Genomic DNA, 26,528 nt, shown 5'->3' with positions numbered 1-26,528 from the left:
GATAGAAAAGTAAAACCTGAGGATTGAGGGTCGGTAGTAGAGAACTGCGGCGCAGGCACGGCGTTCAGGTGGAACCGTGCCTGACGATTATCGTCACTTAGCTATCTCCCTTCGGATGGGCCTCGTCGGTGCCTACGTCGTCATGGGTAGCGTGGTGGCGGTCGAAGAACCAGCCGACGCCGAGGATGACAAACCATATTGGTGTGAGGGCCAGAGCTCGCGCAGTGTCGGCTTCCTGGGCCAGCAACACGAGGACGAACACGAAGAACACCAACACGGCCCAGCACATGCCGCGACCTCCAGGCATGGGGTACTTCGATGCAGCATGGGCTGCGGGAGCAACCCTGCGGTATTTCATGTAGCTGATGACGATCATGCTCCAGACGAAGATGAATAGTACCGACGAAATTGTCGTCACGAGGGTGAATGCCTCGACAAACGACTCTGATGCGGCTAGGAGTAGTGCCGTGCTCAGGACCAGGACAGTGATGACGAGGCCCCAGCGGGGGACGCCGTTCTTACTGAGTCCGCCGAACACCTTCGGCGCCATGCGCTTGTGAGCGAGTCCGAAAAGCATTCTTGAGATGGAGTAAATCCCAGAGTTAGACGACGAGGCTGCCGATGTCAGGACGACGAAATTCATCACGCTAGCTGCACCAGCGAATCCAACTAGCCCGAGAACCTGCACGAACGGGGAGGAATCTGCCCGGACCTCGTCCCACGGAACGGCAGTCATGATCGCGAGCAGGGCACCGACATAAAAGATGAGGATTCGAGCGGGGACGGCGCTGATAGCCCGAGGCAGGGTCTTCTCGGGATCCCGTGTCTCGGCGGCGGTGGTCCCGATGAGCTCGATTCCCACAAACGCGAATGCTGCCATCTGAAAACCAGCGAAGAACCCACTCCAGCCGTTGGGCATGAAGCCGCCACGGTTCCACAGGTTGGCCACGGATGCCATGCTTCCCGACGGAAACTGGAACTTCATGACCGCCAGCACGATGGCGAGGACGATGAGGGAAATAATCGCGATGATCTTGATGAGCGCAAACCAGAATTCTAACTCTCCAAACATCCTTACGGTGAGCAGATTTAAACAGAGTAGGAGAAACAATGTGGCGGCTGCGAGCAGAGCTGCAGTCCCTCTATTCTTAACCCAGAAGTCCCAATAGGTTGTAATTCCAATGAGCTCAGCCATACCGGTGACGATCCAACAAAGCCAATACGTCCACCCCAGAAAGAATCCAGCCCAAGGGCCGATCAGGTCAGCTGCGAAGTCTTGGAAACTCTTGTAGTCGAGGTTATACATGAGCAACTCGCCCATAGCCCTGACGACGAAATAAAGCATGGTACCGATGATGAGGTACGACACGATGATGCTAGGGCCGGCGGCGCGGATGGCTTTGCCAGAGCCTAGGAACAGTCCGGTTCCGATAGCCCCACCGATGGCGATGAGCTGAATGTGACGGTTGTTCAGGTTGCGATGCAGATGGGCCTCTGGGTGGGGGCTGGATGGCGACGATTCAGGTTCCTGTGCAGTCAAGCCGCGGTGCTCGTTTGACGCCAATGCGTGCGGGTACCGCTCCCTATCTGGAATCTGGTTAAAACCAGTCATATCAATCGTCTCCTAAAAACGATCACCAAGATCAGGGGCGCGCGATGAGGCTGAATCGACGATGACTCAACTTGCCGCGACGCGATTTATTGCAGTGTAACACCGGTGGGTTTACGTGCGACGGATTTGATATATGGTCAGGGCAGGATAATGGTAATCCAAGGAGGATTCACGGCTGTCTGTGCGAACATGCCCATGAAATTTTCGCGCAGGTGTTGGCCGATGTGTAACGGGGCACTGAGGTGGTCGAGCCAGCATGTTGCAGTGCGCAGTCAACCGCGTCACCTCGGTTCACGTAAAAATCCCCGAGCCCCGGCCTGGCGAGCATGTGGCGTGCCTGCGGCGCTGGGGTGACGGTAAAAATTAGCGCAGCGCCTCTTTACGCTGTTCGTGGCGGTGGTGCACGAAGTACATCGATCCGATGAACGCGAACCAGATCGGGGTGATGAGCACTGCGATCCGAGTGGTTGGGTCCAAGGTAAGAATGACCAGGCTGATGGTGAAGAAGGCCAGCACAACCCAGCACATGGGGACGCCACCAGGCATCTTGTAGATGGACTCTTCGTGGAGCTGTGGGCGCTTGCGGCGGTACACGATGTAGCACACAACGATGAGTGACCAGGTGAAAAGGAACAGCAGGGCGGCAACTGTCGTCACCAGGGCGAAGGCCTGCATGATCGAATCCGAGGTGTAGAGGAAAGTGATGCCGCTTAGCAGCAGCAGGCACGAAGCGACGAGTGCGTTGCGTGGCACGTTGTTACTCGACAGTTTTCGGAACCGCGAGGGAGCCTGACCGTCGAGAGCTAAGCCGTACATCATTCGTGAGGTCGAATACAGACCAGAGTTATCCGAGGACGCCGCAGCGGTAAGCAGGACGAAGTTCATCACACTGGCAGCTGCGCCGAAGCCCGCCAAGCCGAACAGCGACACGAAGGGGCTTACCCCGGGCACGACTTTGCGCCACGGAATGACAGCGGTAATAGCAAGCAGGGCGAACACGTAGAACAGGGCAAGCCGCACCGGGATGGCATTGATCGCCTTTGGGAGAGTGGTGCAAGGATCCTTAGTTTCAGCGGCAGCAGTACCAACGAGTTCGATGCCGACGAAGGCGAAGAACGCGATTTGGAAGCCACCAAGGAAGCCCATCAGGCCGTTGGGGAAGAAACCGCCATCATTCCACAGGTTGGCGATAGTAGCGGGGTCACCGTCAGGGGAGACGAAGCGGCTTGCCAACAGCGCGATGGCGACAATGACCAGCGCGCCGACCGCGATGAGCTTGATGAGGGCGAACCAGAATTCGGCTTCACCAAAGAACTGCACGGCAATGATGTTGAGGGCGGGGAGGACAGCGGCCAGGGCGGTTGCGGGTAGCCACTTTGGGATATTCGGCCACCAATATTGGAAGTAGGCGGTAATAGCGGCCATGTCGCCCATGGCGGCCACGATCCACGAGAACCAATACGTCCAGCCGGCGATAAAACCACCAGCTGGGCCAAGTAGGTCCTCAGCGATATCTCGGAAAGACTTGTAGTTGAGATTGGACAGCAGCATCTCACCGAGGGCTCGCATCATGAAATAGAGGAAAAACCCAATGAGAGCGTAGACGAGAGCACTAGATGGGCCAGCAAGGTGGATGGTGCTGCTGGATCCCATGAACATTCCGGTGCCGATGGCACCGCCCAAAGCAATGAGCTGTAGGTGACGGTTGGTCAGCCCGCGTTGTAGCTCGCGCTCCTCTGTGGGGCTTTCCAGGTCGAGAGTGGCTGGCGGTTTCTTCACGGGTCTGGCCAAGGCGCTGCGGCGCGGTGTGTCGACGGATTGCGTTTCTCGTGCACTCACAAGAACTCCTTTGTTCGGTGAAGGTGATGATGGTCGCCTCATAGGCGATGGGGAGTGGCCGCTGCCTTCCACACAGCAGAGGAGGTGGCGGTGGCGAGTAAACCGGCATAGGTAGGCCAGAATCTCACTTCGGTGCCGATCTCGACGGACTCGGAAGAATCAGTCATATCAACGATGAGGTGATCCGAACTGGCTCCCAGCACGATGTTGCCGGGGTCGACGGGCGCCAGATCGGACGGATTGACGTCCTGACGACCGAGATTACAGATGGCACGCAGTCGAATGCCGCGATCAGTGAAGGTGACATGTTGACCGAACGCGTCCTCGCCGGTGCGTCCCAGCGGAATTGACGGCTTGCGCTCGAGTTCGATGATCTCGGCGACGACCTCGACGGTGTCTTGACGAGTTTGCGGCCATGGTGACCGATCCAAGGTGTTGCGCCCCAGAATGATGGCTTCACCAATGCGCAGATTGTTGATTTCGGACGGCATGGCACCACTCATCATGAGCGGAAGATTTGCCGAGTTCCCGCCTGAGATAAGACCCAGCTCAAGGCCGGTGGCCGCGCGCGCCATGTCGCGTAGCTGGACTAGGCGAGTCATATTTTCGACGCTCGGTTGGACTCCACCGTAGCAGGCCAGGTTGGTACCGACCCCCTTAACGTCGATGCCGGGCAGGGCGGCTGCCGAGGAGACAACATCGACGAGATGGTCGGGCCACACTCCCTCACGCAGATCGCCGACATCGACCATGACGATGACTCCGTGGCGGGTTCCGGCCCGAACAGCAGCCTCCGATAAGGCGGTCATCGTCGTGAGGGAGGAGTTGAGAGAAATGTCGGCGAGCTGAACAGTGTCGTCAATGTCGTGACGCCCGGGGGCTCGCAACAGCATGGTTGGCAGCGAGGTGCCACATTCGGCGATCTGACGCAGGTTTTGAAGTCGAGAATCAGCAAGCATCGTGATGCCGGTGTCCTCCAGAGCCTGGAGGAGCACTGGGTGGGCATGTAACACCTTGGTGACTGCTGCGACCTGAACGCCGTGTTTGGCGCATTGAGTGACGATTGCTCGCGCGTTGTCGCGGATACGGTCGGCGAAAATCTCCAACCGGGGAGTGGAGCGGTTCATGATGTGCTTTCCAACCCGTGTGGGGTGTCGTTTTTTGTCACGTCGGGTGGGGCAGCGTCATCATTGACACCTACCCCCTCGTCGCTGGGCAGTTTTGTGTTGCCAGTGAGGGATTCGATCCAGGCCGCGAAGGTACGACGGACCTCGTCGGGGTAGCACTGGGCTACCGTCCCGAGGGCGGAGAATCGATAGTCGCGGTCGATGACAATGGTGGCTTCAGGGCTGGGCAACAGTTGGGCGCCAGCTCCGGTACAGATTCGACGGAGAATATCCGCACCGCCCGGCACTCGAGTCAGGGCCCCACCGGTTCCCACCACCCAGCGGACCGCGCTGAGGTCTTTGCCACGCACCACCTGGGTCTTGCCGGTCGGGGTGAAGATCTCGGTCACCGTCCCGGCGTGACGGCCTACCCCAGCCTCGACAGCCTCCCGGGCAAGCCACCGAGTCACCTCGGCTTCCCGCTCGTCGCTGGGAATGGCGCGTAGCCACTCCAGACGCTCCTCGTCCTCTCCCTCGTCAGTCATCGCCGCGACGCGACGTGCGTTAACGAAGACGCCGAGGTCTCCCTCGACGGTTCTCTTGGTACGTGGTTCGGGGTCGATCACCCGAGCCGACCACTCCGAGGACCCGTCGGTGACGCTGTGAACGTCAGTTGTGGCACCGCCAACGTCGACCACCACCGCATCGCCCACAGCATCGGCGAACAACTCAGTGGCGAGCAGTACGGCTCCTGGGGTTGGCAGGATCTCGTGGTTGGTCAGCTCAACTAGGCCGTGCATGCCTGGGGCAGCGGTGATGTGGTCGTTGAAGACGTCGTGAATGACGGCGCGCACCGGTTCGACACGCAGCACGTCGACGTCAGGGAAGACATTGTCAACGCATGTCAGCGGCTGGCCGGCATCGACAAAAATGTGCTCGACCCGCCGCCTCACTCGGGAATTTCCGGCATAGACCACTGGCACCCCAAGCTGGGCGGACGCAATGACTTTCGCGTTCTCGACAACGATGCGTTTCTCTCCGTCATCGACTCCACCGGCCAGCAAGATGATGCTGGGGCGATTCTCCTGGAGATCTTCCAGGTCGAACTCGTCCATTGCCCCGACGGTGGTCATAGTGACAATGGCCCCGGCGCCCAGAGCCGCTTCGCGGGCAGCCCTGGCCGTCATGGACCGAGTGAGGCCATGGACGCTCATACGCAGTCCACCGGCCGCCGAGGAGTTCACGAAGATCTCCCCGGCGGCCGGAGGTGAGGCGCATTGCTCACGCATCTGAGCGATCGCGGCATCCGCGCCGATACGCACGTCGCCGGCGGCCACCGAGGTGGGGGCGAATCCCTGCCCGATGTGGTGCAGTAGCCCGGACTCCATGCGGAAGGCGTTGGCTTTGGTGATGGTGGAGCCGATCTCCAGAGTCGTGAGCACGGTCATATCGATCAGGCTTCCGCGCGGGTCCGCATAGTGCGCACGATGGCGTCAAGGACGTCGATGCCCTTGGTGCCGCGCCCGAAGGTGGCGTCCAAGCCGGTCTCTGCTGCCATCTCCCGGTTCACCTGGGTGCCGCCGGCGACGAGAACGACCTTGTCGCGGATGCCCTTCTCGGTGGCCAGATCAGCCAACTTCCGCATCATGGTGCGATGGATGTCGTTGTGACTGATGATCGTGGAGATGAGGATGGCGTCGGCGCCACTCTCGATAGCGGCATCGACCATCTTTTCCACCGGCACCGATGTGCCAAGGTAGCGATATTTCACCCCGTACTTCTCGATGCCACCGTGCTTGATGTCGAGGATCTCGCGCAGCCCGACGCTGTGCTCGTCCTCACCGACAGTGCCGGCCACCACCGACAACTCGTGGTCGGTGACGAATTGGCGTAGTTCGTCGGCGGGTAGCAGTTCGATCTTCTCGGGGATCGTCAGCTTGGATGGGTTGACGTCGACGTGGGTCGCCTGGCCTTTGACCTCAACGAAGCATCCTTCGGCGGGGTGCAGCACTTGCAGGTTGCATACCTGTGGGTCGGTGATGCCCATCTTGCGTGCCATCTCGACGGCCGCCTCGCGGGCGATGTCCTCGGAGCCGGGGATGTTCATCTGTACCAGGACGACACCGTCACCGGCCCATTCAGCCTCGGGCCGTAGCGCTGTGCCGTCGCGGAACGGGCGGGTGCAGGCCAGGCGGGTCGCGGCCGAGTCGTTGGGGTCGAGCTCATCGATGTAGATGATTTTCTCGGGTTTGCACAAGGTGCAGCCGTCGATGAGGTCGCACGGCTTGTTAAGGCCCTCGGGCAGGTTGTTGTTGCCGAAATGGTCGCAGACTGGGGCGAGGTAGTCGGGGTCACGCTCGACGACGGTTCCCTCGGCGATTCCGCCTTGGCCGTCACGGGCGATGCCGTCGTGGTTGCGTTCCGGGAATTCTGCCGAGTCGACGAAGAATCCGTCCTCAACGGCGACGAAGTAGCCACCCACGTGCAGCATCTCGGTGAGGAAACCGATCGCCCGCTCCTTGAGGTCACGCACCATGTGGCCGAGTGGCCCCTCGCGGTTGATGGTCACCATCTCCTTGATGCCATCGAGAGCGGTCCAGGTCTGTTTGACCGTCTGGACGCCGCGGACAGAGTTGTGGTGCCAGGGCAGGTTGCGGCCTTCATCAGGGGTGATGGTGCTCTGGATGTCCGCGCTGGTCAGCATTGAGATGAGAGTGTCGATGGTGTGGGTGCGGATGGCCTCGGCGAGGTCGGACTCGATGTACCGGGTGTTCTGCTGGGCGCGCATTTTGTACTCGCTGAACAGATCGCGCAGGGCTACTGCGTACGGCAGGTCGTACCAGAGTTTCGGCGCCGGGGGAGCGCTGGGCGGAACCGTCGACAGGCCGATGAGGTCCTTCGGCATTCCTACCAGCACTGAGTACATGCAGTTGAGGCCGTGCTGGACCATGAGCTCGGGCATGACCTTCCAACCGTGCCGGGCAGTGGCGTTGGCGTTGTGTGCACCGTCGATTTGGAAGATCTGAGCTCCCGCCATCGCCTTCTTGGCTTCACCGGCGTCAACATAGCTGCGGTAGGCGTTGATGTTGCGGTACAGCAGGTTGTATTGCGGGTCTTGATGAGCACCGTTAACCCCCTCTTCGGCGAAGAGGACGGCCACCTCAGGGCCGGCGACTCCGGACACGTAGGAGTGGAAGTTGATGGGGCGCCCTACCTCGTCCTCGATGAGGTCGCAGGCCTTGCGGCTAGCGCGCAGCTGTTTACGGGTGATCGGAACGCCGCCGATACCTTCCGGGGTGCCCTCTAGTAGTCCGTCGATGTGGCTCTGTCCGGTGGTGCGGATGACCATGATGTGGTCAGCTCCGTGCCAGGCCGCCATCCTCATACGGCGCAGGTCGTCCTCGAAGTGCCCGGAGGCGATCTCGGAGGTGACGACGGGTGCCGGCTGGGGATCAATGTTCTCGAAGTACTCTGCGGCGGGCAGAGGCATGCTCTGCTTCAACGGGGTGGACATGTTCCGGTAGTGGAAGTCGCCCATGTCGATTCCCTCTTCCGGCACGTTCCGCCAGGTCCATCCCTTGCGACGGGGGTGGTAGTGCTCAAGGTCGGTGAGGATCTCCTCGACATTGAGTTTGGTATTCGGGCCTGGGAGGTCCTGCTCGGTGCGGGGCTCGACGGGCTCTGAAGGCGTCACGGCGGACTTGTTATTCGGGCCGAGCTGCTCGCGTTCGCGGGTGTGCTTGTGGTGCAGGCACGTGTCTTGGATAGTCATGCCGAGGCTCCTTCCTTGGAATCCGTGGTCGGTGTCTTTGCAGGTGGCAGCGGGCTGCCGTCGAATAGTTCGTCGAGGGCCTTGGGGTCCTCGGCTATGCGGGTAGCTGCGTCACGCAGACCAATGCCGTCACGACGTGATAGTCGCAGCACGGCGTGGCCAGCCCCTTTGCCACCCAGGCCTGCTGCGAACACGTTCTCCACGACGGCGTGGGTTGTCACCGAGTCGATGCCCATGCGCAGTAGGACGGACCGTTCAATGGACGGGGTGGTGTGGGTGCGGGCGAGGTCAACGACCGGGGTCATAACCTCTTCGCACAATTGCCAGAAGCGTTCCTTGAGGGCGGCGTCGTCGAGATCGGCGAGTTCGGTGCGCAGAGCTTCGTAGCGTTCGACGCGCTCCTGATCCGGGTTGGACATCATGCTCCTTTCGTGCGCGTCACCAGCTCAGTGCCGATCAGGCGGACGTCGTCAGTGGTGGTGTTGGTCTCAGCCGCCAGGAACTCCAACTCGGCGTCTCCCCATTGCTCTGGTGCCACGATCTGACTGGCGTGGCGCAAGTAGCTGTGACGCAGCTTGTCGAGGTCGAGTGGGTGGACGCTCACTTGATCGAGGCGTTCAGGAATGACGATCGCTTTGCCCGGGACGTTGCCGGCTGGATCCCCGCGCCGAACCTCGATGCCGCGCGACCGTGCGAATGACAGCTGGCTGTTGTGGTGTTTTCCAGCGCCGGTGTACTCGGTCTCTTGGACGACAACGATCTGGTCGCGATCCATCTGACGAGCCATGGCAACCGCGGCCGTCAAGCTGGTGTTGCCGGCCGGTCCGCGCTCTAGGCCTTCGATCTTGGTGAGAAGCTCGGTCATGTAGAAGACCTCGCCCTGGGACACTAGCTGGTAGCCGTCCATGTAACGTAGCGGACGTGCGGCATTGCGCGGGACGTCGACGCGGTCCGGCCAGGTTGCGAAAGGCACGCCGAAGCCGGTGTGGCCGGTCGTAAACGACTTGTTGTTGAAGTCGTGGTCGGAGGCCATGTGCAGCCCGGTGAGATCCACCGATACGGCGATGACCTGGGTCTGGTCGCAGCCCATCTTGCGCAGGCCGCGGGTGGTCCCGGTGATGTTTCCGCCACCGGCGTGAGTAACGACGACGGCGTCGGGCTGGCGTCCGTAGCGTTGCTGCACCTCGCGGCCGATCTCGGCGCCGAGAGTTTCGATACCGGCGATGCCGTAGGGGGTGTAAAGGCTGGCGTTGAAGTATCCGGTGTCCTCCAGGGTGCGCAGCAGCACGTAGAAAAGTTCCGGTCCAACCGTCAGCTTGATCACTTCTGCGCCGTAGGCCTCGCAGGCTCGGGATTTTTCGACAATCTCGGGTTGGCCGACGTGTTGGGAGTCGTAGATTTCTTGGATGACGATGCAGGCCAGCCCGCGCTGAGCGGCTTGGGAGGCGACGCCAGCGCCGTAGTTTCCACTGGTTGCCGTTACCATGCCGGCGAACCCCTTGGCTTGGGCCTCATGGGCGCTCAGGGAGGCACGACGAGCTTTGAAGCTGCCCGACGCATTAGCAGCCTCGTCCTTGAGGAGAATCCGGGCGCCCTTTCCAGGGCCGGCGATCTCACGGACGGCTTCGGTGAGACGGTGCAACTCGTACAGCGGGGTGTCGCCAACTTTGGTCTCGGCCTGGATGCGTGCGACGTCATCGAGGCTGTAGCCAGTGGAGGACATCAGGGCGTCGTAATCGAAGATGAGGTCACCGTGTTGAAAACTGTCATAGTCCAGGGCGAGGGCGCGCCGCATGATGTCGCTGCGGCGGGCCATGACGTCGTCATATGAATTGCTCATGACTGGTCCTCCTGCCCGTGAAATGTGATGGGTTCGTGCGTGGTGCCGATGGTCAGTAGCTCGGGCACGGTGTTGCCGAAGCTGTGGCTGTAACTGGGATTGACGCAGTCGAGGACGCCGGTGTGACGTCGTCCGATTATCGAGGTGATGGTGACCTCGTCGCCGATGTGTGCTTCTTCGTCGAGAAATCCGCTAACCCACTGCACGAGAGGGGTGGCGGCGGTGTCTTCCGGTACGGCAGCGGCCCGTTCGGAAGGCTGCAGGATGATGGTACGGACCTCGACCCAGGTGCCCTTCGGAATGGGGCTGTCCGCTAGCGGGGCGGTGTGAGATATATCTGCCATGGTGACCTCGCTCAGCGACGCTCGTAGGCCGACGGTCCCATGAGGGCACACGGCGAGGGCAGGTCGATGATGCGCTTGAGGCCGGGGGTGGCAGCGACGATGCGCGGGATGGTGTTGACGCAAATTCCCGCGGTGGCTTTGCCGCCGGCAATTTCTGGGCCTGTTGACATGGAGATGTCCGGAACACCAGTGATGGTGATGAAGTCGCCGGTTTCCTGGCCTTCGGCCTCTGGGGCGACCTGCTGCGGATGGATGAGTCGGATGACCTCCTCGCCTTCCCTGCGGCCGACGGCGGTGTGGTTGCAGCCAGCCACTTGGCCTGGCTCGACGGTGCGGTCGCGGGCGGGACGGGCGACCTTGGCGATGATGGGCTCGATGTGTTGCTCGATCGAGTCGACTCCCAGTCCGAGAGCGTCGCTGATGAGCCGGATGGACTCGGGGAAGCCCACGTGGCCAACGATGGATCCGTCCGCCACTCCAGCCTTGAACTCCTCGGGGGTGGTTCCGACTCCCTGAGTACGCAGCACAGTCTGGCCATAGGGGGCGAGGTCGTTGACGCGGCGGGCTTCGATATGGGTGACGTCCTGGCTTCCGGAGCTGAGGGCGACGACGAGGTGGTCCAGCACGAATCCGGGGTTGACACCGACACCGACAGCCGAGACGCCGTGCTTTTTGGCGAGTTCGTCGAGTTCCTTGGCCATGTCGGGGTTCTGGGCCTCAGGACAGGACATCTCTTCGGCGATGCTCACGACGTTGATGCCAGCGGTGATGATGGTGCGCAGATCGGCGATCTGGTCGTGGACCCACGAGGTTGTGGCGATGGTGACGACGTCGACCTTGTTGGAATCGAGGATGGAGGCGGGATCGGTTGTGACGTTGGCTCCGAGAGGATCGATGCCGAGGACCTCACCGATATCCTTACCGTCCAGAGCCGGATTGACGTCGATAGCCCCGACAAGCTCCAGTCCGTCTTTGGCCGTGATGAGTTTGGCCATGCCCTGGCCCATCGCTCCCAGGCCCCACTGGACGACTCGGATGGGATTAGTGGCGGTCATTGTGGTTCCTCCTGACGACGATGTCTGATGCTGAAGAGCCGGTTTCCTTGGCGTCACTGTCAGTCACATGCGCTGTACTGGCGGCATTTCTGCAGTCCAAGGGGCCTGCCCTGACCTGCAGCTGTGCAGGCCGACGGCTCTTCGCTGATCCGTGTGGCCCCTACCTTGGCACTGGGAGTTCGTGCAGCGATCCTTGCGACAGATGTGCGCACAATTGGCGGGGTAGGTGCACATTATTTCCAATTGAAGTGAGACACTTTTAAGGATCTTCCCAGCGTCGGCGAAGGAGCCACATGTACGAAGAGCTTGACCGACGACTCGTCAACGTCTTGCAGATCGACCCGCGTGCCAGCTGGGCCAAGGTAGGCAAAGTTTTGGGTGTCTCCCCGACGACTGTCGCCCACCGCTGGCAGCGCCTGGTCGATGACGGAATCGCATGGATAACTGCGTGCCCGAACCTCAATCAGCAGATGACGGCCATCGTTGAGGTCGACTGCCATACCGAGAGTCTCCCCCAAGTCATCAAGACACTATGCGCTAACCCCATGATCGTCAGCATTGACGAGACGACGGGGGACCGTGACCTTCTCTTGACAGTCGTTGCGCCTGATCTTCCCACCCTGTCAGACATGGTCATCGACTGGATCGGAGGGCTGCGTGGGGTTCATGGCTCGCGCAGCGCCTTAGTGACATCGGTCGTTATCGGCTCGAATTCCTGGCGCATCGATGCGTTGAGTAAAACGGAGAAAATCCTTGCCAGGGGCCCCGACCAGGAGAGTTATGGATGCTTCCTCCTGACGACCTGGACCGGGAGCTGGCTCAGTCGCTCGCTGTCGATGGACGTACCAGCGCCACCTCACTTGCCCGTACCCTCGACGTCCCCGCCAGCACCCTGCATCGTCGGCTGCAGAAGTTGCTAACCAATCGGCAGATCGAATTGCGGTGTGACGTCGCGGAGCTGGGCGGGTGGAGTTTGGAGTGCACGTGGACCGCCACCATCCCTCTTAACCACAAGACTCGAGTGCTGGAGCTGTTGCGCCAGCAGTCGGGATTGCGCTCATGTATGTGGATCACGGGTAGTAACAACCTACGGGTCAACTTTCGGGTGGAGCGTCAGAACGGAATCGGCATGATCGAGTCCGCGGTTGCTGAGGCAATACCGGGTCTAGCTCCTGCGGAGACGATTGTGTATATGCGCAGCCACAAGTCCATGGGGTGGGTTTTGGACCGGGACGGCCGCACCACCGGAGAGTTTGTCTGCCCGCCGCTCATTGGGGCATTCGAGAGGGCCGATCACTAGCACTGCCGGTTTCAGATGGATGGATCCCGAGGTTTACGGGGTCAATGTGGAAAAGTCGAAAGTTCCTTTGTCATGCCGTGGTATTGGGGCTGTATCGATGCTTATTCTCGTGGTAACTAGTCGCAGCCGGTCAACGTTGTTGTTGGCGGGTGTTGTTGTAAGGAGTGTGTGTGATGCGTGTTGGTGTTCCTACTGAGGTTAAGAATAGTGAGTTTCGTGTGGCTGTGACGCCGGCGGGTGTTCATGCGTTGGTTGGTCGTGGTCATGAGGTGTTGGTTCAGGCTGGTGCTGGTGTGGGTTCGGGTATTCCGGATTCGGATTTTGTGGGTGCTGGTGCGCGGGTTGTGGGTGATGTGGAGTCGGTGTGGGGTGATGCTGATTTGGTGTTGAAGGTGAAGGAGCCTGTTGCGGAGGAGTATGGGCGGTTGCATGAGGGTTTGGTTCTTTTTACGTATCTTCATTTGGCTGCTGATGAGGCGTTGACTCGTGAGCTTTTGGGGCGTGGGGTGACGTCGATTGCGTATGAGACGGTGGAGTTGGCTGATCATTCGTTGCCGTTGTTGTCTCCGATGTCGGAGATTGCGGGTCGGTTGGCTGCTCAGGTGGGTGCGAATTGTTTGTTGCAGTCTGCTGGGGGTCGTGGTGTGTTGTTTGGTGGTGGTTCGGGTGTGCGTCGTGGTCGGGTGAGTGTGCTTGGTGGTGGTGTGGCTGGGTTGTGTGCGGCTCGTGTGGCTGCGGGTATGGGTGCTGATGTGACGGTGTTTGATGTGGATGTGGCGCGGATGCGTTATATCGATGAGGTGTGGGGTGGGCGTATTGGTACGCGGTTTTCGAGTCCGTTGGCGGTTCGGGAGGCGTGTGGTGAGTCTGATGTAGTGATTGGGTCGGTGTTGGTGCCTGGTGCTCGGACTCCGCATTTGGTGGATCATGAGATGGTGTTGGGGATGGTGCCGGGGTCGGTGTTGGTGGATGTTGCGGTGGATCAGGGTGGGTGTTTTGAGGATTCTCATCCGACGACGCATGCGGATCCGACGTTTGTGGTGGGGGGTTCGGTGTTTTATTGTGTGGCGAATATGCCGGGTGCCGTGCCGCATACGTCGACGTATGCGTTGACGAATGCGACGATGCGGTATGTGTTGTTGTTGGCTGATGAGGGTTGGAGGGGTGCGTGTGGGTCGCGTGATGATTTGCGGCGTGGTTTGGCGACTTGTGGTGGGAAGTTGGTGAGTGCGCCGGTGGGTGAGGCGTTGGGTATTGAGTGTGTGCCTGTGTCTGAGGTGTTGTGAGGTTGGTGGTGGGGGTGAAACCACACCACCCCCACCTACCGTGCGCTCAGACCAGCAGGGGAACGAGAGACTGCTTATCGTCCTGGGAACAGAAGGCTGCTTGCAGCGCATTGCGCTGGGCAGCCAGGGCGTCGTCGCGGTTCCAGCAGAGTGCCTGGGAGACCAGCGATATCTCTCGAGACGTCGTCGTACGGCTCATGAGGCGGTTATCACAGCTCACCGTGATGTTAAATCCGGTAGACCACAGCGTCGATAGCGGATGCTCGGCAACCTTGCGGCAGATGCCGGTCTGGGTGTTCGACGTTGGGCAGACCTCCAACGGCACCTGATTCGACAACACCTGCTGGGCTGTCGGACCCCACCCGGATTCGTCGCGGTCTTCAATGATCCGCACCCCATGTCCGAGACGCTCTGCCCCATGATTAAGGGCGTCGAGAATAGACTCCGGCCCAGCAGCTTCGCCGGCATGAACGGTGAGGTGGATTCCGGCCGCTTGGACGCGCGTGAGCGCGTTGGTAAACGGAGCTAGCGGAAAACCATCCTCTGGCCCAGCAACGTCGACGCCAACGACCCCCGGAGCATGGTTGACGGCAAGATCTACCACGTCCTCGGGGACGTCGAGATGCCTCATGAGGCACAGAATTTGGCGGGCGATGATCGTCGTGCCCGACAGCGATGCAGATTCCATCCCGTCTACTAAGCCAACCTGGACTGCCTCGACGGCCTCCGCAGCGGACAACCCACCTGTTAAATGCTGTTGGGGAGCCCATCGAGCTTCGGCGTAAATAACGCCGTCAGTGGCCATATCTACCACGAATTCCCGTGCGACGCGCCGGAGGGAATCAGCATCCTGCATGAGGGCGATAGTTTCGGTGAAGGCGTCGAGATAACGGGCCAAAGAGCCGGAATCGGCTGACTCAAAAAACCAGGTTGCGAGGTCCTCGGGGGTTTGTGCAGGCACGGGCCGGCCTCGCTGCGCGGCGAGTTCTAAAACTGTCGCCGGACGTAGCCCACCATCCAGATGATCGTGCAGCACGACTTTGGGGAGGTTCATCGCTTCGGCCGAATCCATGTGCCGGAGTCTATCGGCGTCGCACCGGGGAGAAGCGCGGAGCAGCCCGAAGTCTGGTGAACAAAAATCCCGAGCGAAGGGTGGTCGGGACACCCTGATGATCCGAGGCGCCCGGAGCCGACAAAAATGGTTAGGGGAATCGGATATCGGTACGGGGCGTATGCGAGGGCCAGAGACACATACGAGTCCTTAGACACACCGGCCTGGGAGGTCGAGTTTCCTCCCAGGCCGGTTTACGTCAGGCACGCTTGTTGAGTGGTACGTAATCTCGCTTGTCAGACCCGGTGAAGATCTGACGCGGACGCCAAATCTTGTTGCCTCCGCTGGCAACTTGCTCTCGGTACTGGGCGATCCACCCGGGCAGACGTCCCAGTGCGAACAGCACGGTGAACATATTCATCGGGAAGCCCATGGCCTCGTAGATGAGGCCGGTATAGAAATCAACGTTCGGGTAGAGCTTGCGCTCCTTGAAGTAGTCATCGTTTAGCGCGGTCTCTTCAAGTTCCTTGGCGATCTCGAGAAGGTCCTCACGACCGGTATGGAGTTCCATAATGCGGTCGGCATGTTTCTTGATGATGGCGGCGCGTGGATCGTAGTTCTTGTAGATCCGGTGGCCAAAGCCCATCAGCTTGATGTCGGATTCTTTGTCCTTGACCTTACGGACGAACTCCTTAGTGGTCATGCCGGAGTCGCGAATAAATTGCAGCATTTCGAGGACGGCCTGGTTTGCGCCACCGTGCTTCGGGCCGGACAGGGCGTTGACGCCTGCGGCAACCGCCGCGTACATGTTGGCACCCGACGACGCGACCATACGGACCGTCGAGGTTGAACAGTTCTGCTCGTGATCAACGTGCAGGATGAGCAGGGTTTCCAGAGCGCGGGTGATTTCGTCATTGAACTCGTAGGGTTCAGTCGGGAAGCCGAAGCTCATCCGGATGAAGTTCTGGACGTAGCTCAGGGAGTTATCGGGGTAGAGGGTCGGCTGGCCCATCGAGTTCTTGTAGCCGAAGGCGGCCAGGGTGGGGACCTTGGCGATGAGGCGAGTGGTGGCCGCCTCGATTTGGTCGGGATCAGTGCCGGAGGATTTCTGTGAGAAGGTCGACAGGGCCATGATGCCCGCAGCCAACACAGGCATCGGGTGGGACCGACGGGGGAAGCATCGGAAGAGGTCACGCATCCGCTCGTCGATGAGGGTAGTGCGACGAATACGCTCCTCGAAGCCGTCCAATTGGGCCTTGCTTGGCAGTTCCCCATAGAGGACAAGGTAGGCGGTCTCAAGGAAGGTCGACTGTTCAGCGAGCTGCTCAATCGGGTAGCCGCGGTAACGCAAAACTCCCTGCTCACCGTCAATGTAGGTGATCTGTGACTCGCAGGATGCCGTGTTGACGAATCCCGGGTCGATCATGACGTTGCCGGTCTTGTTGAGCAGACCCGCGACGTCGTAACCCACCTGGCCGTCAGTAGCGACAACCTTGCTGAAATCGAGGTGAGTGTCTTCGTCGACGAACCTTGCACTCGAACCCATCGTGCGTTCCTTCCTGGCGGCCTCGTCCGGACAATCACCGGTGGCCGGACATACGTGGACGGGTGGCACTGCGGGTTCGTTCCCGAGCGTCACCACGGTGTGAACTATGGCACAACCAAGGCTACGGCTAGCGAATGAAAATCACCAAGAAACCGGCATATTTCTCATGGTTCAGATGTGTTCGGGCGTCGGCTGACAGTTTTCGTCACTGGGTTGGAGCGACCAACGTAGACCCGGTAGATGTGCGTAGGGGCGGCCCGCTTAATAGCGAACCGCCCCTACGAGGCGTTGAGCTCAGCCGAGGATGGTGTAGGTGATCGGGGCTGTGCCCTGACCGATATCCGCAATCCTGGCGAACGAAGCACGCGACAGGTCGACGCAACGCCCGGCGACGTACGGGCCACGGTCATTGATCCGGACGACGGTCGAACGGCCATTACGGACGTTGGTGACGCGGATGCGGGTGCCCAGCGGCAGAGTCTTGTTGGCCGCGGTCATGGCGTTCGGGTTGAACTGCTCGCCCGAGGCGGTCGTCTGCGGCTCGTCGTAAAACGAGGCAATGCAGCGGCCGGCGATGCGACCGGAACCCTTGACCGAATCGTCGTTGCTCGAATCCTGACGCGGCGGACGGGCTTTGTCGCGGCTGGTATCGCTCCCCCTGTGCGTGTTACGAGAGGGAGTGTCCACCTTAGTGGCTGGGACGTTGCCGGTGAGGTGGGTGCGGTATGCCCAGCCGGTGTAGCCGTTGGCGCGGATTTGGACCCAGTTGCCGTGGACTTCGCCGGTGGGGCGGGCTCCGGTTCCCTGCGCGAGGGCGGTGATGGCCTTGGCTGTGGGGCTGGGAGCGGTGCGCACGTTGACGTCGCTGGTGGTGTGGATGGGGGCGTCGTCCTTGGCTGGAGTTCGTGGTTTGGCTGGGGTGCTGGGTTTTGTGGGTTCGGCGTGTTTGATGGGCTGGGCGGCTGGGACGTTGCCGGTGAGGTGGGTGCGGTATGCCCAGCCGGTGTAGCCGTTGGCGCGGATTTGGACCCAGTTGCCGTGGACTTCGCCGGTAACTTGGACTCCTGCACCGCTGGCAAGCTGGTTGATGACCTGCCCGGACGGCGAAGGGGCGGTGCGCATGTTGAGCCCGCTGGTGGTGCGGGTGGCGGCGTTGCCAAGGGCTGGACGACCCTGGTCGCGGCTCGTCGAAGAGTCGTTCTTAGCGTCAGTCTTTGGCTTGGCGGGGGCCGCAGCTGCCTTCCCCGTGGTGAGGTAGCGGCCGTAAATCCATCCGGACTTGCCGTTGACGGAGACCGGGACCCAACCGCCGTCAGGACGCCCGGTGATCTGCACCTGCTGACCACGCTCGGCAACGGTGAGGACTTTGCCAGCATTAGCAGAGTCGCTACGAACGTTAACCGGGACAGCGGCGATCATGGTGTCGGGAAGAGGATCGGAGCCGAAGTGCACCGGGTGGACGTTCTCCTCGGTGAGGTAGCGCTGGTAGATCCAGCCGCTGGTGCCATTGACGGCAACGGGGACCCACCCGCGCACCTTCTCGCCGGTGACCTTCACCGACTGGCCGCGTGCCGCGACAGTGAGCACCCTGCCGGTGTTGGAGGAGGCAGACCGCACGTTGACGTCCGCGGTCGTGTACATCGTCTGCGTATTTGCTGCGTGTGCGACCGAGCCAATGACGGCCGGCGCAACAACGCTGATACCGGAGGTGAGGGCGATGGTGGCGGCAGCACCTCGGACTGAGCGCTTGGGGCGGATCACGGTGTGACTTCCTCTCGCCATTAAAGGCATCGGGGCTTCGATCCCGGCGTTTCCGGGACGGGTGGGACATTAGGAATTCACCACCGGTCGCCCCAAGGACGTTGAGGGTTTGAGCGTGTCGCGTCAACCGGTGATAGGCCACCGTCGACGAGGGCTGAAACCGCGTCATGGAGCCGAAAAGAAGCCATCAAACTGTGAGGACACCTAGACATGATGAAACCCTCTACCTTGCATCGAGGTAGAGGGTTTCGCAGGTATGAGGGGACTAACTCACACTGCGCTGAGTTTCTGCCAGCCGCTCCAGTCGTAGCACCAGCAACCGATACCTTCGTCCGGCTTGAACATACGGTTTGAACCTGAGTTGATGACGGGATCACCGGCGGCGCAGAAGTTAAACAGCCATCTGGCGTTCTCGGTGGACAAACCGACGCAACCGTGCGAGACATTGGCGCTGCCCTGAGAGCGCTCGGACCACGGCGCGGCGTGGATAAACTCACCGGTGTAGGTGACGCGCATGGCGTACTTGACCTTGAGGTGGTAATAATCCGAGCTCCCCTTAGGGATGCCAACCGTCGAGGAGTCCATGATTCTGGTGGCATCGCGTTCAATGATGACCTTGGTGCCAGACCGAGTAGTGGTGCTTGCACCGGGCTTCCCGGTGGTCACCGGGATCGTGCGCACAACGTTGCCGTCCTGGAGGACGTCCATCTTGTGTTTGTTGATGTAAATCTTGACGATTCGCGCTTGACCAACCTGGAAGGAACCCTTGACGTCATGGGTGATCCAGCGGTGACTGGAGGTCGGGAGACCGGTGAGGTTGCCGCTCACGTTGACTTTCGTGCCGGCCTTCCAAAAATCCTTGGGGCGCCACATCAACTGGGAATGGTCGATCCATCCCCACGCTCCCTCCTGCTGTGGGGAGACATCAATGTGCATGGCCTTCTGAATCCTGGCGCGCATGTCAGCGTCGATGACCTCGTGCCCGAACTTGATGATGACCGGCATGCCGATGCCAACCGAAGCGTCGCTGTAGAGCATCTCGACGACGTTGACGGCGCCATCGATGCTCTTGATGTTTTTGGTCACCGTCGTTGTCGAGCCAGCATGGGGGTCGGTATTCGAGAGGGTCGCAGCGACGGTGTAAGAGGTCTTGAGACTCCAAGGTTTCGACGGGGTCCACACTGCGTCCTTGAGAGTGCCCGTGACTTCGCTGCCCTCGGAATCCGTGACCTTGACGTCCTTGAGGGTTCCATTGGCGACAGCAAACTTCAGCGCATCACCAGGCTGGAGCTCGGTGATCGGGTGGTCTGCGGCGATTGTCAGAGTGGCGGGGGTTGGGGTCGGAGTAGGCGTCGGGGTGGCAGAGTTCCCACTAGAGCCAAAACCATTACCAACGGAGGTCTTGGCGCAGGCAGCGGCTGTCATTGGCAAAGCGACGGCACCTGTAGCCAGAACCGAACGACGGGTCAGTCTCGATGGCACAGTACCTCCATGATTGTGTGCGCGAAATGAGAACTCTGATTCATTTCTTAGGGGAAGATGAACGGGATACATGATACAGCGCGGCGCTGGCGCCTCCCTAAACGTCGATACGTCATCTGGAGCGCCGTTCACTGAACGCTAACCGGCTGGATCGGGAGAGTTGTGACGCGACGCTACTCTGGCATCTGCATCCCCTCATGCGACCCGGTCCCGGAGGTTTCCTATGCGTGATGACAGTGACGAGCAGCTCGCGGTGCGTAAGCGTCCTGACTGGCTGACGTGGCTCATCGTCGTTGTTGTGACGATCATCGGTGTCACCATCATTGCCCTCTGGTGGTACTGCCTGCTGAACTGAATCAGTGGGGTAGCTTTACGAAGCGGCGGATCGTCCGATACAAATCTTGAGGCCCGCCATACCTTGCAAGTATATGTAGTATTCCTCCAAAAAGGGATGGTATGTCCCGAGCTGTGATTTTTATGCGACTTGTTCCAGGAATTCCCGTGAAGGTTGCAGCGCTCGTCATGATTGCTGCGACGAGTCTGTCTTTGGATGGCATGCGGTGGTCGCGCCGACGGGGCGAATGCCGCTGGTAAGGCGGTGAGTGTCTGCTGGCGCTGCCCCTAACCCCCATCTGAATACGCTTTTTATCAAGGTGAAGGCTAATAAGAACGATTTTTCTAGCGCCTTGATTAACGGCGTGAAGAAGATGACGACGAATCGCATAGATGGTTCCATGAACATCGCAATGTCTGGGGGAGAGGCAATGGCCGCCCCTTAGCTAGAGCGTAAAAGTCACCTACTGGCTCGACGACTCCAAGAGGGTTGTCGGAACGATCCGCGGAGGTCTCGAAGCTAAGGAGCACGGGGTCGTCCGGCCCTGCCATAGGTAATGGGTCGGACACGTACGCCACGCAGGGTTCGACAGAGGGTTGCGAAAAGTCACGAAGAGGGTCGGCGAGTCTCACAACAGCCTCTTCCCTCATGGGCCTGACAAAAATCGTCAAGCCACTGGCTCACGAGGATCGGCCGGGGCCGATCTCCTCGTTGAGGTCCTCCCGGCGAGGAGTACCGGACGTGCACGTGCCATGCGACGTGGCGGGAATACGGGGGCATCGTCGCTTCGAATCGGGCAGTTTTCGCGTCGTGGCGATGGCCGCGGCACTCGAGAGCCCGGACCCATATATGTAGTGGGGATTTTTGTCACGGCACTCTCCGGTCTACTTGAAGTAACTCCGTCATTCTCGTAGAGCTAGGAGGTCATGAGTCGCGAGGCTGAAAGCGGCTGTGGACCAGATTGCTGCGGTCAGGCTTGGTGCTCATCCTCTTGCGTGCGGTGGAGCTCCTCGAGGGCACGGATCCGCTCGGCGTCGAAGTCGATACGAGTGTGATCGGCACGGGCGGAAGCCAAAAGGCGGTATAGCACCATCATAAATATCACCCAGACAGGAGCGGCGATAAGGGCCTGACGAGAATCTGCCGAGAAGCCCAGCATGATGAGGATGGTGATGAAGAAGAGGATGCCGACCCACGACATCACACGGCCAGCAGGCATCTTGAAGGCTGATTCCGCATGGCGTTGGGGATGCTTACCTAAGTACTTGAGGTAGCAGACCAGAATGAGTCCCCACACCGACAGATAGAGCACCGAGGAGACTCCTGCAACGAGGGAAAAAGCATCCATGACTGAGTCTTCAAGGGTGACGAGGACGATGGCTGGCGCAATGCACATCGCAGTGAGGATGAGGGCATTGCGAGGAATGTGACGACTGGACAACTTGGCGAAGACTGGCGGGGCGTCTTTCTCGCGTGCTAGCCCGTAGAGGATTCGGGAAGTAGAGAAAACTCCCGAGTTCGCTGAAGATGCAGCGGAGGTGAGCACAACAAAGTTGACGATATGGAAGGCAATAAGGATCCCAATAAAGCTAAACATTTCGACGAAAGGACTTGCCTGCGGATTGATGAGATCCCACGGCTGAACTGCCATGATGACGCCTAGGGTCAGAACATAGAAGATAAGGACACGAGCCGGGATTGAGTTGATAGCCTTAGGAAGATTGTGTTCAGGGTCTGCTGTTTCCGCTGCTGCGGTGCCTGCCATCTCAATACCTTGGAACGAGAAAATGGCAATTTGGAAGCCGGCTATGAATCCCATGAATCCGGTGGGGAAGAACCCGCCACGGTCCCACAAATGAGAAAATGACGCAGCCGGAACCCCGCTGCGGGGTGGCTGGAACCCGGTGATCGCAAGGTAGCCGCCGACAAGGATTAATGCGATGATGGTGACGATCTTAATCATCGCAAACCAAAATTCCATCTCGCCAAAAAGTTTTACGGCTACCATATTAAGACATGTCAATAGTAAGACGATGCATGTGGCGGGTATCCATTTATCGAGATGAGGGAACCAAGCGGCCAAGTATCCGCACATCGCGATGGTGTCGGCGTTACCTATGACGACCCAACACATCCAATATGTCCACCCCATGTAGAACCCGGCGCCGGGGCCAACGAGGTCTGTTGCGAAGTCGGCGAAAGACTTGTAGGCCAGGTTCGACAGCAGTAGCTCCCCCATGGCCCGCATGACGAAGAAGAGTACTGCTCCGATGATGAGGTAGACCAGCAAAATAGACGGACCCGCTAGGGAGATGGTCTTCCCGGATCCCAGAAAGAGGCCTGTTCCAATGGCGCCTCCGATGGCAATGAGCTGGAGATGCCGGTTCTTGAGGCCGCGCTGAAGCTGGGGTTCTTCAGTTGGCCCTTCAGTTGGAGTTGTGGCCTGGGTGGCGCTATCCATGTGACTCATCTACACCCTCCCGGTATCAACGGTGCCCCTGCTCGCATCATTGCGGAACAAAAAACCAATACAAGTTTAGACGTTGCATAGGTTCACTGGGGCCGGTAGTCGATAAAAAGATGTTCGGATGTGGCAGGTATCACAATACGTGGGATGAGGGATAAGTCTCTGTCACTGGTGATGGGATAACCGAGACAATGGCATAGGGCGACGCGTAAGATCGATTGTGGATCAGCATCGATGCTGGTCCCCCCGACGTTGTTGTTGGCGGGTGTTGTTGTAAGGAGTGTGTGTGATGCGTGTTGGTGTTCCTACTGAGGTTAAGAATAGTGAGTTTCGTGTGGCTGTGACGCCGGCGGGTGTTCATGCGTTGGTTGGTCGTGGTCATGAGGTGTTGGTTCAGGCTGGTGCTGGTGTGGGTTCGGGTATTCCGGATTCGGATTTTGTGGGTGCTGGTGCGCGGGTTGTGGGTGATGTGGAGTCGGTGTGGGGTGATGCTGATTTGGTGTTGAAGGTGAAGGAGCCTGTTGCGGAGGAGTATGGGCGGTTGCATGAGGGTTTGGTTCTTTTTACGTATCTTCATTTGGCTGCTGATGAGGCGTTGACTCGTGAGCTTTTGGGGCGTGGGGTGACGTCGATTGCGTATGAGACGGTGGAGTTGGCTGATCATTCGTTGCCGTTGTTGTCTCCGATGTCGGAGATTGCGGGTCGGTTGGCTGCTCAGGTGGGTGCGAATTGTTTGTTGCAGTCTGCTGGGGGTCGTGGTGTGTTGTTTGGTGGTGGTTCGGGTGTGCGTCGTGGTCGGGTGAGTGTGCTTGGTGGTGGTGTGGCTGGGTTGTGTGCGGCTCGTGTGGCTGCGGGTATGGGTGCTGATGTGACGGTGTTTGATGTGGATGTGGCGCGGATGCGTTATATCGATGAGGTGTGGGGTGGGCGTATTGGTACGCGGTTTTCGAGTCCGTTGGCGGTTCGGGAGGCGTGTGGTGAGTCTGATGTAGTGATTGGGTCGGTGTTGGTGCCTGGTGCTCGGACTCCGCATTTGGTGGATCATGAGATGGTGTTGGGGATGGTGCCGGGGTCGGTGTTGGTGGATGTTGCGGTGGATCAGGGTGGGTGTTTTGAGGATTCTCATCCGACGACGCATGCGGATCCGACGTTTGTGGTGGGGGGTTCGGTGTTTTATTGTGTGGCGAATATGCCGGGTGCCGTGCCGCATACGTCGACGTATGCGTTGACGAATGCGACGATGCGGTATGTGTTGTTGTTGGCTGATGAGGGTTGGAGGGGTGCGTGTGGGTCGCGTGATGATTTGCGGCGTGGTTTGGCGACTTGTGGTGGGAAGTTGGTGAGTGCGCCGGTGGGTGAGGCGTTGGGTATTGAGTGTGTGCCTGTGTCTGAGGTGTTGTGAGGTTGGTGGTGGGGGTGAAACCACACCACCCCCACCTACCTAGAGTTCGCGAGAGGTCGTCGCGACTTACCGCACCTCGTCCGAGACCATCCTGGCAATAGTCCTCAGTTGCAGCCACCACTGTTCGCGGGGACGACGATGAGCGGCGTCAATGAGAGAGGGCATGGTGTCCATCGAACAGGGCCGCATGCCCGACTCGTTGACGCCAATGAACCATGAACCGTCCTGATGCGCCGCCAACTCGTCGTCAATGAGATTGAGAGCGCGATACCCGAGTCGGTTGGCGAGCAAGCGGTCGAAAGGTGAGGGTGAGCCGCCTTGCTGCATATGCCCTAGTACCACCTGGCGTACGTCATACATGCCGTGTGATTCCTCCTCCAGCAGCCGCGCGATGAAGTCGGTGGTGTAATTGTGCGATGCGTTCTCGTTGCGCACGGCAAGGAAAAGTCGTCGTCCGTGGGCGAATGACTCCCGCAACCAATGGACGTCGTTGGCTAGATCGTCCAGGGAGATACCGTCCTCGTTGGTATAGATCCGCTCAGCGCCAGCTGCGATACCCGACATCAGCGCGAGGTATCCGCAGTCACGACCCATCGTCTCGACGACGAAGCAGCGTCTGGACGCGATACCCGACTCTTTAATCTTGTCCATCGCCTCGACAATGACGTTGAGAGCGGTGTCGGTGCCGATGGACAGTTCCGAACCGGGGAGGTTGTTGTCGATCGAAGCCGGAATGCACACCGTCGGAATACGGAAAGCCGGGTACCGGTCCCGCTCAGTCATCATGGTGTAGATACCTTCGTAGGCCGAGTAGCCACCAATGACGAGCAACGCGTCGATGTGATGATCCTCCAGAGCGCGGCTGACAGCATAAAGGTCGCGAGTGCTAGGGATCTCGCGGCGGGTACCCAGCTCAGCGCCGCCTTCCCCGGCCCAGCCCTCGACGTCGCTCCAGGCCAATTCCGACATGTCCCCGGTCGCTAGTCCGATGAACCCGTTATGGATTCCCACAACGGTATGACCGCGGGAAATCGCCAGTCGCACTGCAGCACGGGCAGCAGTATTCATGCCCGGGGCCGGACCGCCAGCGTGCATGATCGCGACGCGCTTGCGGTCGGCGTCACCAGCGGTGTCGGAAGTGGTACGAGCTGGTTCACTGAGTTCGGTGAAGATCGCGTCCATCTCGACAAAGGAACGTCCCCTCATCCGCATGGCCTCGTTGTAACGGCCCTCCGTAATGAGACCGGGCACCGACTTCGTGTCAGCGACGGCCTTGACCAGGGGGAGGCGATGTATGCGGTTGGACCCAGTGCCGATAACGCGCCCCTCGGCCTCTGGAGTGGTCGAGAGCACCTCGTGAACCGCATGATAACCCAACCAGGTCGACGCCCAGCGGTCATAGGCTGACGGTCGTCCGCCGCGCTGGACGTGGCCCAGGATGGTAACCCGGGCGTCCTCACCGAGTTTGTCCTCAAGCACCTGGCGGACGTACTCCGAGGAGATCCGGTTCCCGGAACGATCGGTGGCGCCCTCCGCGACTACGACGATCGAGTCGCGTCGGCCCGCCTGACGGCCACGTTTGAGCTCGGCGCACATGCGGTCCTCCCAACCGTCCTCGGGCGGCTGTTCCGGAATAAGAACATAGTCAGCTCCGCCGGCAACTGCTGCCATAAGGGCGAGATAGCCGCAGTGGCGGCCCATCACCTCAACGACGAAGGATCGCTGGTGGCTGGCCGCGGTGGAGGCGAGGTCGTCGATGGCATCGACAATACGGTGCAGAGCAGTATCGGCACCGATGGTCATATCGGATCCGACGAGGTCATTGTCGATGGATCCGACGAGCCCGGCGATCATGAGGGCGGGGTGTTCCCGGGCTACCTCGGCGCTCACCTGGCCGGTGTCGACGAGTTCAGCGACCAGGTCTGTCCATTCGGTGCGCAGCACATCCAGGCCGGTGAGCGAACCGTCACCGCCGATGACGACGAGACGATCGATCCCGTGTTCGAGGAGATTTCTGACAGCCTTCAGGCGCCCCGGACGTTCGCGCATCCCCTTGCAACGGAAGGTTCCGATCACGGTGCCGCCACGGTTGAGGATCGAGCCGACGTCGTCCCACCCGAACCTACGGATGCCATCGCCACCATCGATCATTCCCTGGTAGCCCTCGTATATCGCATAGACCTCGGCTCCCACACTTAGCGCAGAGCGCACCACAGCCCGCACAGCAGCGTTCATGCCCTGAGCGTCGCCACCGCTGGTCAGGATGCCAATGCGCAGACCATGACCGTCGGGGAGAGTGGGGGTGAGCCTCATCTCGTCATCAACATGCAC

General features: G+C 60.0%; 23 protein-coding genes. 5 read left to right on the top strand and 18 right to left on the bottom strand.

What is annotated here, in order from left to right; all coding sequences use genetic code 11:
* Window positions 1–97 precede the first annotated feature (97 nt).
* The 9 genes from CPA42_RS12150 to ord form a co-directional block, all read right to left on the bottom strand.
* A complete protein-coding gene (locus CPA42_RS12150) occupies window positions 98–1,612 on the bottom strand; it encodes an amino acid permease (protein ID WP_002515758.1) in 1,515 nt (504 codons plus the stop codon).
* Between the two features lie 363 nt (window positions 1,613–1,975).
* A complete protein-coding gene (locus CPA42_RS12145) occupies window positions 1,976–3,391 on the bottom strand; it encodes an amino acid permease (protein ID WP_002515817.1) in 1,416 nt (471 codons plus the stop codon).
* Window positions 3,392–3,489: 98 nt separating this feature from the next.
* Window positions 3,490–4,578, bottom strand: a complete 1,089-nt coding sequence (locus CPA42_RS12140; RefSeq protein WP_002515856.1) for an alanine/ornithine racemase family PLP-dependent enzyme — start codon at window positions 4,576–4,578, stop codon at window positions 3,490–3,492.
* The gene (locus CPA42_RS12135) at window positions 4,575–6,005 is read right to left on the bottom strand and encodes a glutamate mutase L (RefSeq protein WP_002515787.1); all 1,431 of its coding nucleotides are present in this window, start codon (window positions 6,003–6,005) and stop codon (window positions 4,575–4,577) included. The genes CPA42_RS12140 and CPA42_RS12135 overlap by 4 nt, the downstream gene beginning before the upstream one ends.
* A 5-nt stretch (window positions 6,006–6,010) precedes the next feature.
* Complete coding sequence (gene oraE, locus CPA42_RS12130) at window positions 6,011–8,329, bottom strand: D-ornithine 4,5-aminomutase subunit OraE (protein WP_002515917.1); 2,319 nt, start codon at window positions 8,327–8,329, stop codon at window positions 6,011–6,013.
* Window positions 8,326–8,751 (bottom strand): D-ornithine 4,5-aminomutase subunit OraS, encoded by a 426-nt coding sequence (gene oraS / locus CPA42_RS12125; protein WP_002518512.1) that lies wholly within the window; start codon window positions 8,749–8,751, stop codon window positions 8,326–8,328. The genes oraE and oraS overlap by 4 nt, the downstream gene beginning before the upstream one ends.
* A complete protein-coding gene (ortB, locus tag CPA42_RS12120; RefSeq protein WP_002515749.1) occupies window positions 8,748–10,169 on the bottom strand; it encodes a 2-amino-4-oxopentanoate thiolase subunit OrtB in 1,422 nt (473 codons plus the stop codon). The genes oraS and ortB overlap by 4 nt, the downstream gene beginning before the upstream one ends.
* Window positions 10,166–10,513: a 2-amino-4-oxopentanoate thiolase subunit OrtA gene (ortA, locus tag CPA42_RS12115; RefSeq protein WP_002512626.1), complete on the bottom strand. Its 348-nt coding sequence runs from the start codon at window positions 10,511–10,513 to the stop codon at window positions 10,166–10,168. The genes ortB and ortA overlap by 4 nt, the downstream gene beginning before the upstream one ends.
* A gap of 11 nt (window positions 10,514–10,524) precedes the next feature.
* Entirely contained in the window at window positions 10,525–11,568 is a 1,044-nt protein-coding gene (gene ord, locus CPA42_RS12110; RefSeq protein ID WP_002518511.1) for a 2,4-diaminopentanoate dehydrogenase, read from the bottom strand.
* A 293-nt stretch (window positions 11,569–11,861) separates the two neighbouring features.
* Here ord and CPA42_RS13650 point away from each other — a divergent pair, with 293 nt between their 5' ends.
* The 3 genes from CPA42_RS13650 to ald (CPA42_RS12095) all read left to right on the top strand — a co-directional run bounded on the left by CPA42_RS13650 (window position 11,862) and on the right by ald (CPA42_RS12095) (window position 14,154).
* Window positions 11,862–12,488: an Lrp/AsnC family transcriptional regulator gene (locus tag CPA42_RS13650; protein ID WP_002518509.1), complete on the top strand. Its 627-nt coding sequence runs from the start codon at window positions 11,862–11,864 to the stop codon at window positions 12,486–12,488.
* Window positions 12,371–12,868 carry an AsnC family transcriptional regulator gene (locus CPA42_RS13645; RefSeq protein ID WP_306400446.1) on the top strand — a complete coding sequence of 166 codons (498 nt, stop codon included), beginning with the start codon at window positions 12,371–12,373 and terminating at the stop codon, window positions 12,866–12,868. The genes CPA42_RS13650 and CPA42_RS13645 overlap by 118 nt, the downstream gene beginning before the upstream one ends.
* A 173-nt stretch (window positions 12,869–13,041) precedes the next feature.
* Complete coding sequence (gene ald, locus CPA42_RS12095) at window positions 13,042–14,154, top strand: alanine dehydrogenase (protein WP_002518507.1); 1,113 nt, start codon at window positions 13,042–13,044, stop codon at window positions 14,152–14,154.
* 46 nt (window positions 14,155–14,200) lie between these two features.
* Here the strand turns inward: ald (CPA42_RS12095) and CPA42_RS12090 are convergent, their stop codons facing one another.
* The 4 genes from CPA42_RS12090 to CPA42_RS12075 all read right to left on the bottom strand — a co-directional run bounded on the left by CPA42_RS12090 (window position 14,201) and on the right by CPA42_RS12075 (window position 19,937).
* Window positions 14,201–15,226 (bottom strand): adenosine deaminase, encoded by a 1,026-nt coding sequence (locus CPA42_RS12090; protein ID WP_002519568.1) that lies wholly within the window; start codon window positions 15,224–15,226, stop codon window positions 14,201–14,203.
* Window positions 15,227–15,464: 238 nt separating this feature from the next.
* Window positions 15,465–16,751 carry a citrate synthase gene (locus tag CPA42_RS12085; RefSeq protein WP_002516561.1) on the bottom strand — a complete coding sequence of 429 codons (1,287 nt, stop codon included), beginning with the start codon at window positions 16,749–16,751 and terminating at the stop codon, window positions 15,465–15,467.
* Between the two features lie 294 nt (window positions 16,752–17,045).
* Window positions 17,046–18,512, bottom strand: coding sequence for a septal ring lytic transglycosylase RlpA family protein (locus CPA42_RS12080; RefSeq protein ID WP_002516557.1), 1,467 nt, complete (start codon window positions 18,510–18,512; stop codon window positions 17,046–17,048).
* A 270-nt stretch (window positions 18,513–18,782) separates the two neighbouring features.
* Window positions 18,783–19,937 (bottom strand): L,D-transpeptidase, encoded by a 1,155-nt coding sequence (locus CPA42_RS12075; protein WP_002519564.1) that lies wholly within the window; start codon window positions 19,935–19,937, stop codon window positions 18,783–18,785.
* 280 nt (window positions 19,938–20,217) lie between these two features.
* Here CPA42_RS12075 and CPA42_RS12070 point away from each other — a divergent pair, with 280 nt between their 5' ends.
* Window positions 20,218–20,349 (top strand): hypothetical protein, encoded by a 132-nt coding sequence (locus tag CPA42_RS12070; RefSeq protein WP_002516560.1) that lies wholly within the window; start codon window positions 20,218–20,220, stop codon window positions 20,347–20,349.
* Window position 20,350: 1 nt separating this feature from the next.
* Here the strand turns inward: CPA42_RS12070 and CPA42_RS12065 are convergent, their stop codons facing one another.
* The 4 genes from CPA42_RS12065 to CPA42_RS12050 all read right to left on the bottom strand — a co-directional run bounded on the left by CPA42_RS12065 (window position 20,351) and on the right by CPA42_RS12050 (window position 22,798).
* Window positions 20,351–20,626 (bottom strand): hypothetical protein, encoded by a 276-nt coding sequence (locus CPA42_RS12065; protein WP_002519565.1) that lies wholly within the window; start codon window positions 20,624–20,626, stop codon window positions 20,351–20,353.
* A gap of 58 nt (window positions 20,627–20,684) precedes the next feature.
* Window positions 20,685–20,999 carry a hypothetical protein gene (locus CPA42_RS12060; RefSeq protein ID WP_002519566.1) on the bottom strand — a complete coding sequence of 105 codons (315 nt, stop codon included), beginning with the start codon at window positions 20,997–20,999 and terminating at the stop codon, window positions 20,685–20,687.
* Window positions 20,996–21,199, bottom strand: a complete 204-nt coding sequence (locus tag CPA42_RS12055) for a hypothetical protein (RefSeq protein WP_002519567.1) — start codon at window positions 21,197–21,199, stop codon at window positions 20,996–20,998. Before CPA42_RS12055 ends, CPA42_RS12060 begins: the two co-directional genes overlap by 4 nt.
* Before the next feature lie 99 nt (window positions 21,200–21,298).
* Window positions 21,299–22,798, bottom strand: a complete 1,500-nt coding sequence (locus CPA42_RS12050) for an amino acid permease (RefSeq protein WP_002516558.1) — start codon at window positions 22,796–22,798, stop codon at window positions 21,299–21,301.
* Between the two features lie 286 nt (window positions 22,799–23,084).
* Here CPA42_RS12050 and ald (CPA42_RS12045) point away from each other — a divergent pair, with 286 nt between their 5' ends.
* Window positions 23,085–24,197 (top strand): alanine dehydrogenase, encoded by a 1,113-nt coding sequence (gene ald, locus CPA42_RS12045; RefSeq protein WP_002518507.1) that lies wholly within the window; start codon window positions 23,085–23,087, stop codon window positions 24,195–24,197.
* Window positions 24,198–24,263: 66 nt separating this feature from the next.
* Here ald (CPA42_RS12045) and CPA42_RS12040 read toward each other — a convergent pair whose 3' ends face one another.
* On the bottom strand, window positions 24,264–26,510 hold the full coding sequence (locus CPA42_RS12040) for a 6-phosphofructokinase (protein WP_002518506.1): 2,247 nt from the start codon (window positions 26,508–26,510) through the stop codon (window positions 24,264–24,266).
* Between the last annotated feature and the right edge of the window lie 18 nt (window positions 26,511–26,528).

This window comes from Cutibacterium acnes (assembly GCF_003030305.1).
Classification (GTDB): Bacteria; Actinomycetota; Actinomycetes; order Propionibacteriales; family Propionibacteriaceae; genus Cutibacterium; species Cutibacterium acnes.
Note: the sequence above shows the minus strand (reverse complement) of the source record. Positions and strands in the feature narration are given on the sequence as shown.

Excerpts from the sequence above, each read along its gene's own strand:
- ortA (WP_002512626.1), bottom strand. The coding sequence starts at position 10,513 with ATGGCAGATATATCTCACACCGCCCCGCTAGCGGACAGCCCCATTCCG.
- CPA42_RS12140 (WP_002515856.1), bottom strand. The coding sequence starts at position 4,578 with ATGAACCGCTCCACTCCCCGGTTGGAGATTTTCGCCGACCGTATCCGC.
- oraE (WP_002515917.1), bottom strand. The coding sequence starts at position 8,329 with ATGACTATCCAAGACACGTGCCTGCACCACAAGCACACCCGCGAACGC.
- CPA42_RS12070 (WP_002516560.1), top strand. The coding sequence starts at position 20,218 with ATGCGTGATGACAGTGACGAGCAGCTCGCGGTGCGTAAGCGTCCTGAC.
- CPA42_RS12050 (WP_002516558.1), bottom strand. The coding sequence starts at position 22,798 with ATGAGTCACATGGATAGCGCCACCCAGGCCACAACTCCAACTGAAGGG.
- CPA42_RS12085 (WP_002516561.1), bottom strand. The coding sequence starts at position 16,751 with ATGGGTTCGAGTGCAAGGTTCGTCGACGAAGACACTCACCTCGATTTC.
- CPA42_RS13650 (WP_002518509.1), top strand. The coding sequence starts at position 11,862 with ATGTACGAAGAGCTTGACCGACGACTCGTCAACGTCTTGCAGATCGAC.
- CPA42_RS12075 (WP_002519564.1), bottom strand. The coding sequence starts at position 19,937 with ATGACAGCCGCTGCCTGCGCCAAGACCTCCGTTGGTAATGGTTTTGGC.
- CPA42_RS12150 (WP_002515758.1), bottom strand. The coding sequence starts at position 1,612 with ATGACTGGTTTTAACCAGATTCCAGATAGGGAGCGGTACCCGCACGCA.
- CPA42_RS12040 (WP_002518506.1), bottom strand. The coding sequence starts at position 26,510 with ATGAGGCTCACCCCCACTCTCCCCGACGGTCATGGTCTGCGCATTGGC.
- CPA42_RS12090 (WP_002519568.1), bottom strand. The coding sequence starts at position 15,226 with ATGGATTCGGCCGAAGCGATGAACCTCCCCAAAGTCGTGCTGCACGAT.
- ord (WP_002518511.1), bottom strand. The coding sequence starts at position 11,568 with ATGACCGCCACTAATCCCATCCGAGTCGTCCAGTGGGGCCTGGGAGCG.
- ortB (WP_002515749.1), bottom strand. The coding sequence starts at position 10,169 with ATGAGCAATTCATATGACGACGTCATGGCCCGCCGCAGCGACATCATG.
- CPA42_RS12135 (WP_002515787.1), bottom strand. The coding sequence starts at position 6,005 with ATGACCGTGCTCACGACTCTGGAGATCGGCTCCACCATCACCAAAGCC.
- ald (WP_002518507.1), top strand. The coding sequence starts at position 13,042 with ATGCGTGTTGGTGTTCCTACTGAGGTTAAGAATAGTGAGTTTCGTGTG.
- ald (WP_002518507.1), top strand. The coding sequence starts at position 23,085 with ATGCGTGTTGGTGTTCCTACTGAGGTTAAGAATAGTGAGTTTCGTGTG.
- oraS (WP_002518512.1), bottom strand. The coding sequence starts at position 8,751 with ATGATGTCCAACCCGGATCAGGAGCGCGTCGAACGCTACGAAGCTCTG.
- CPA42_RS12065 (WP_002519565.1), bottom strand. The coding sequence starts at position 20,626 with ATGGGGGTTAGGGGCAGCGCCAGCAGACACTCACCGCCTTACCAGCGG.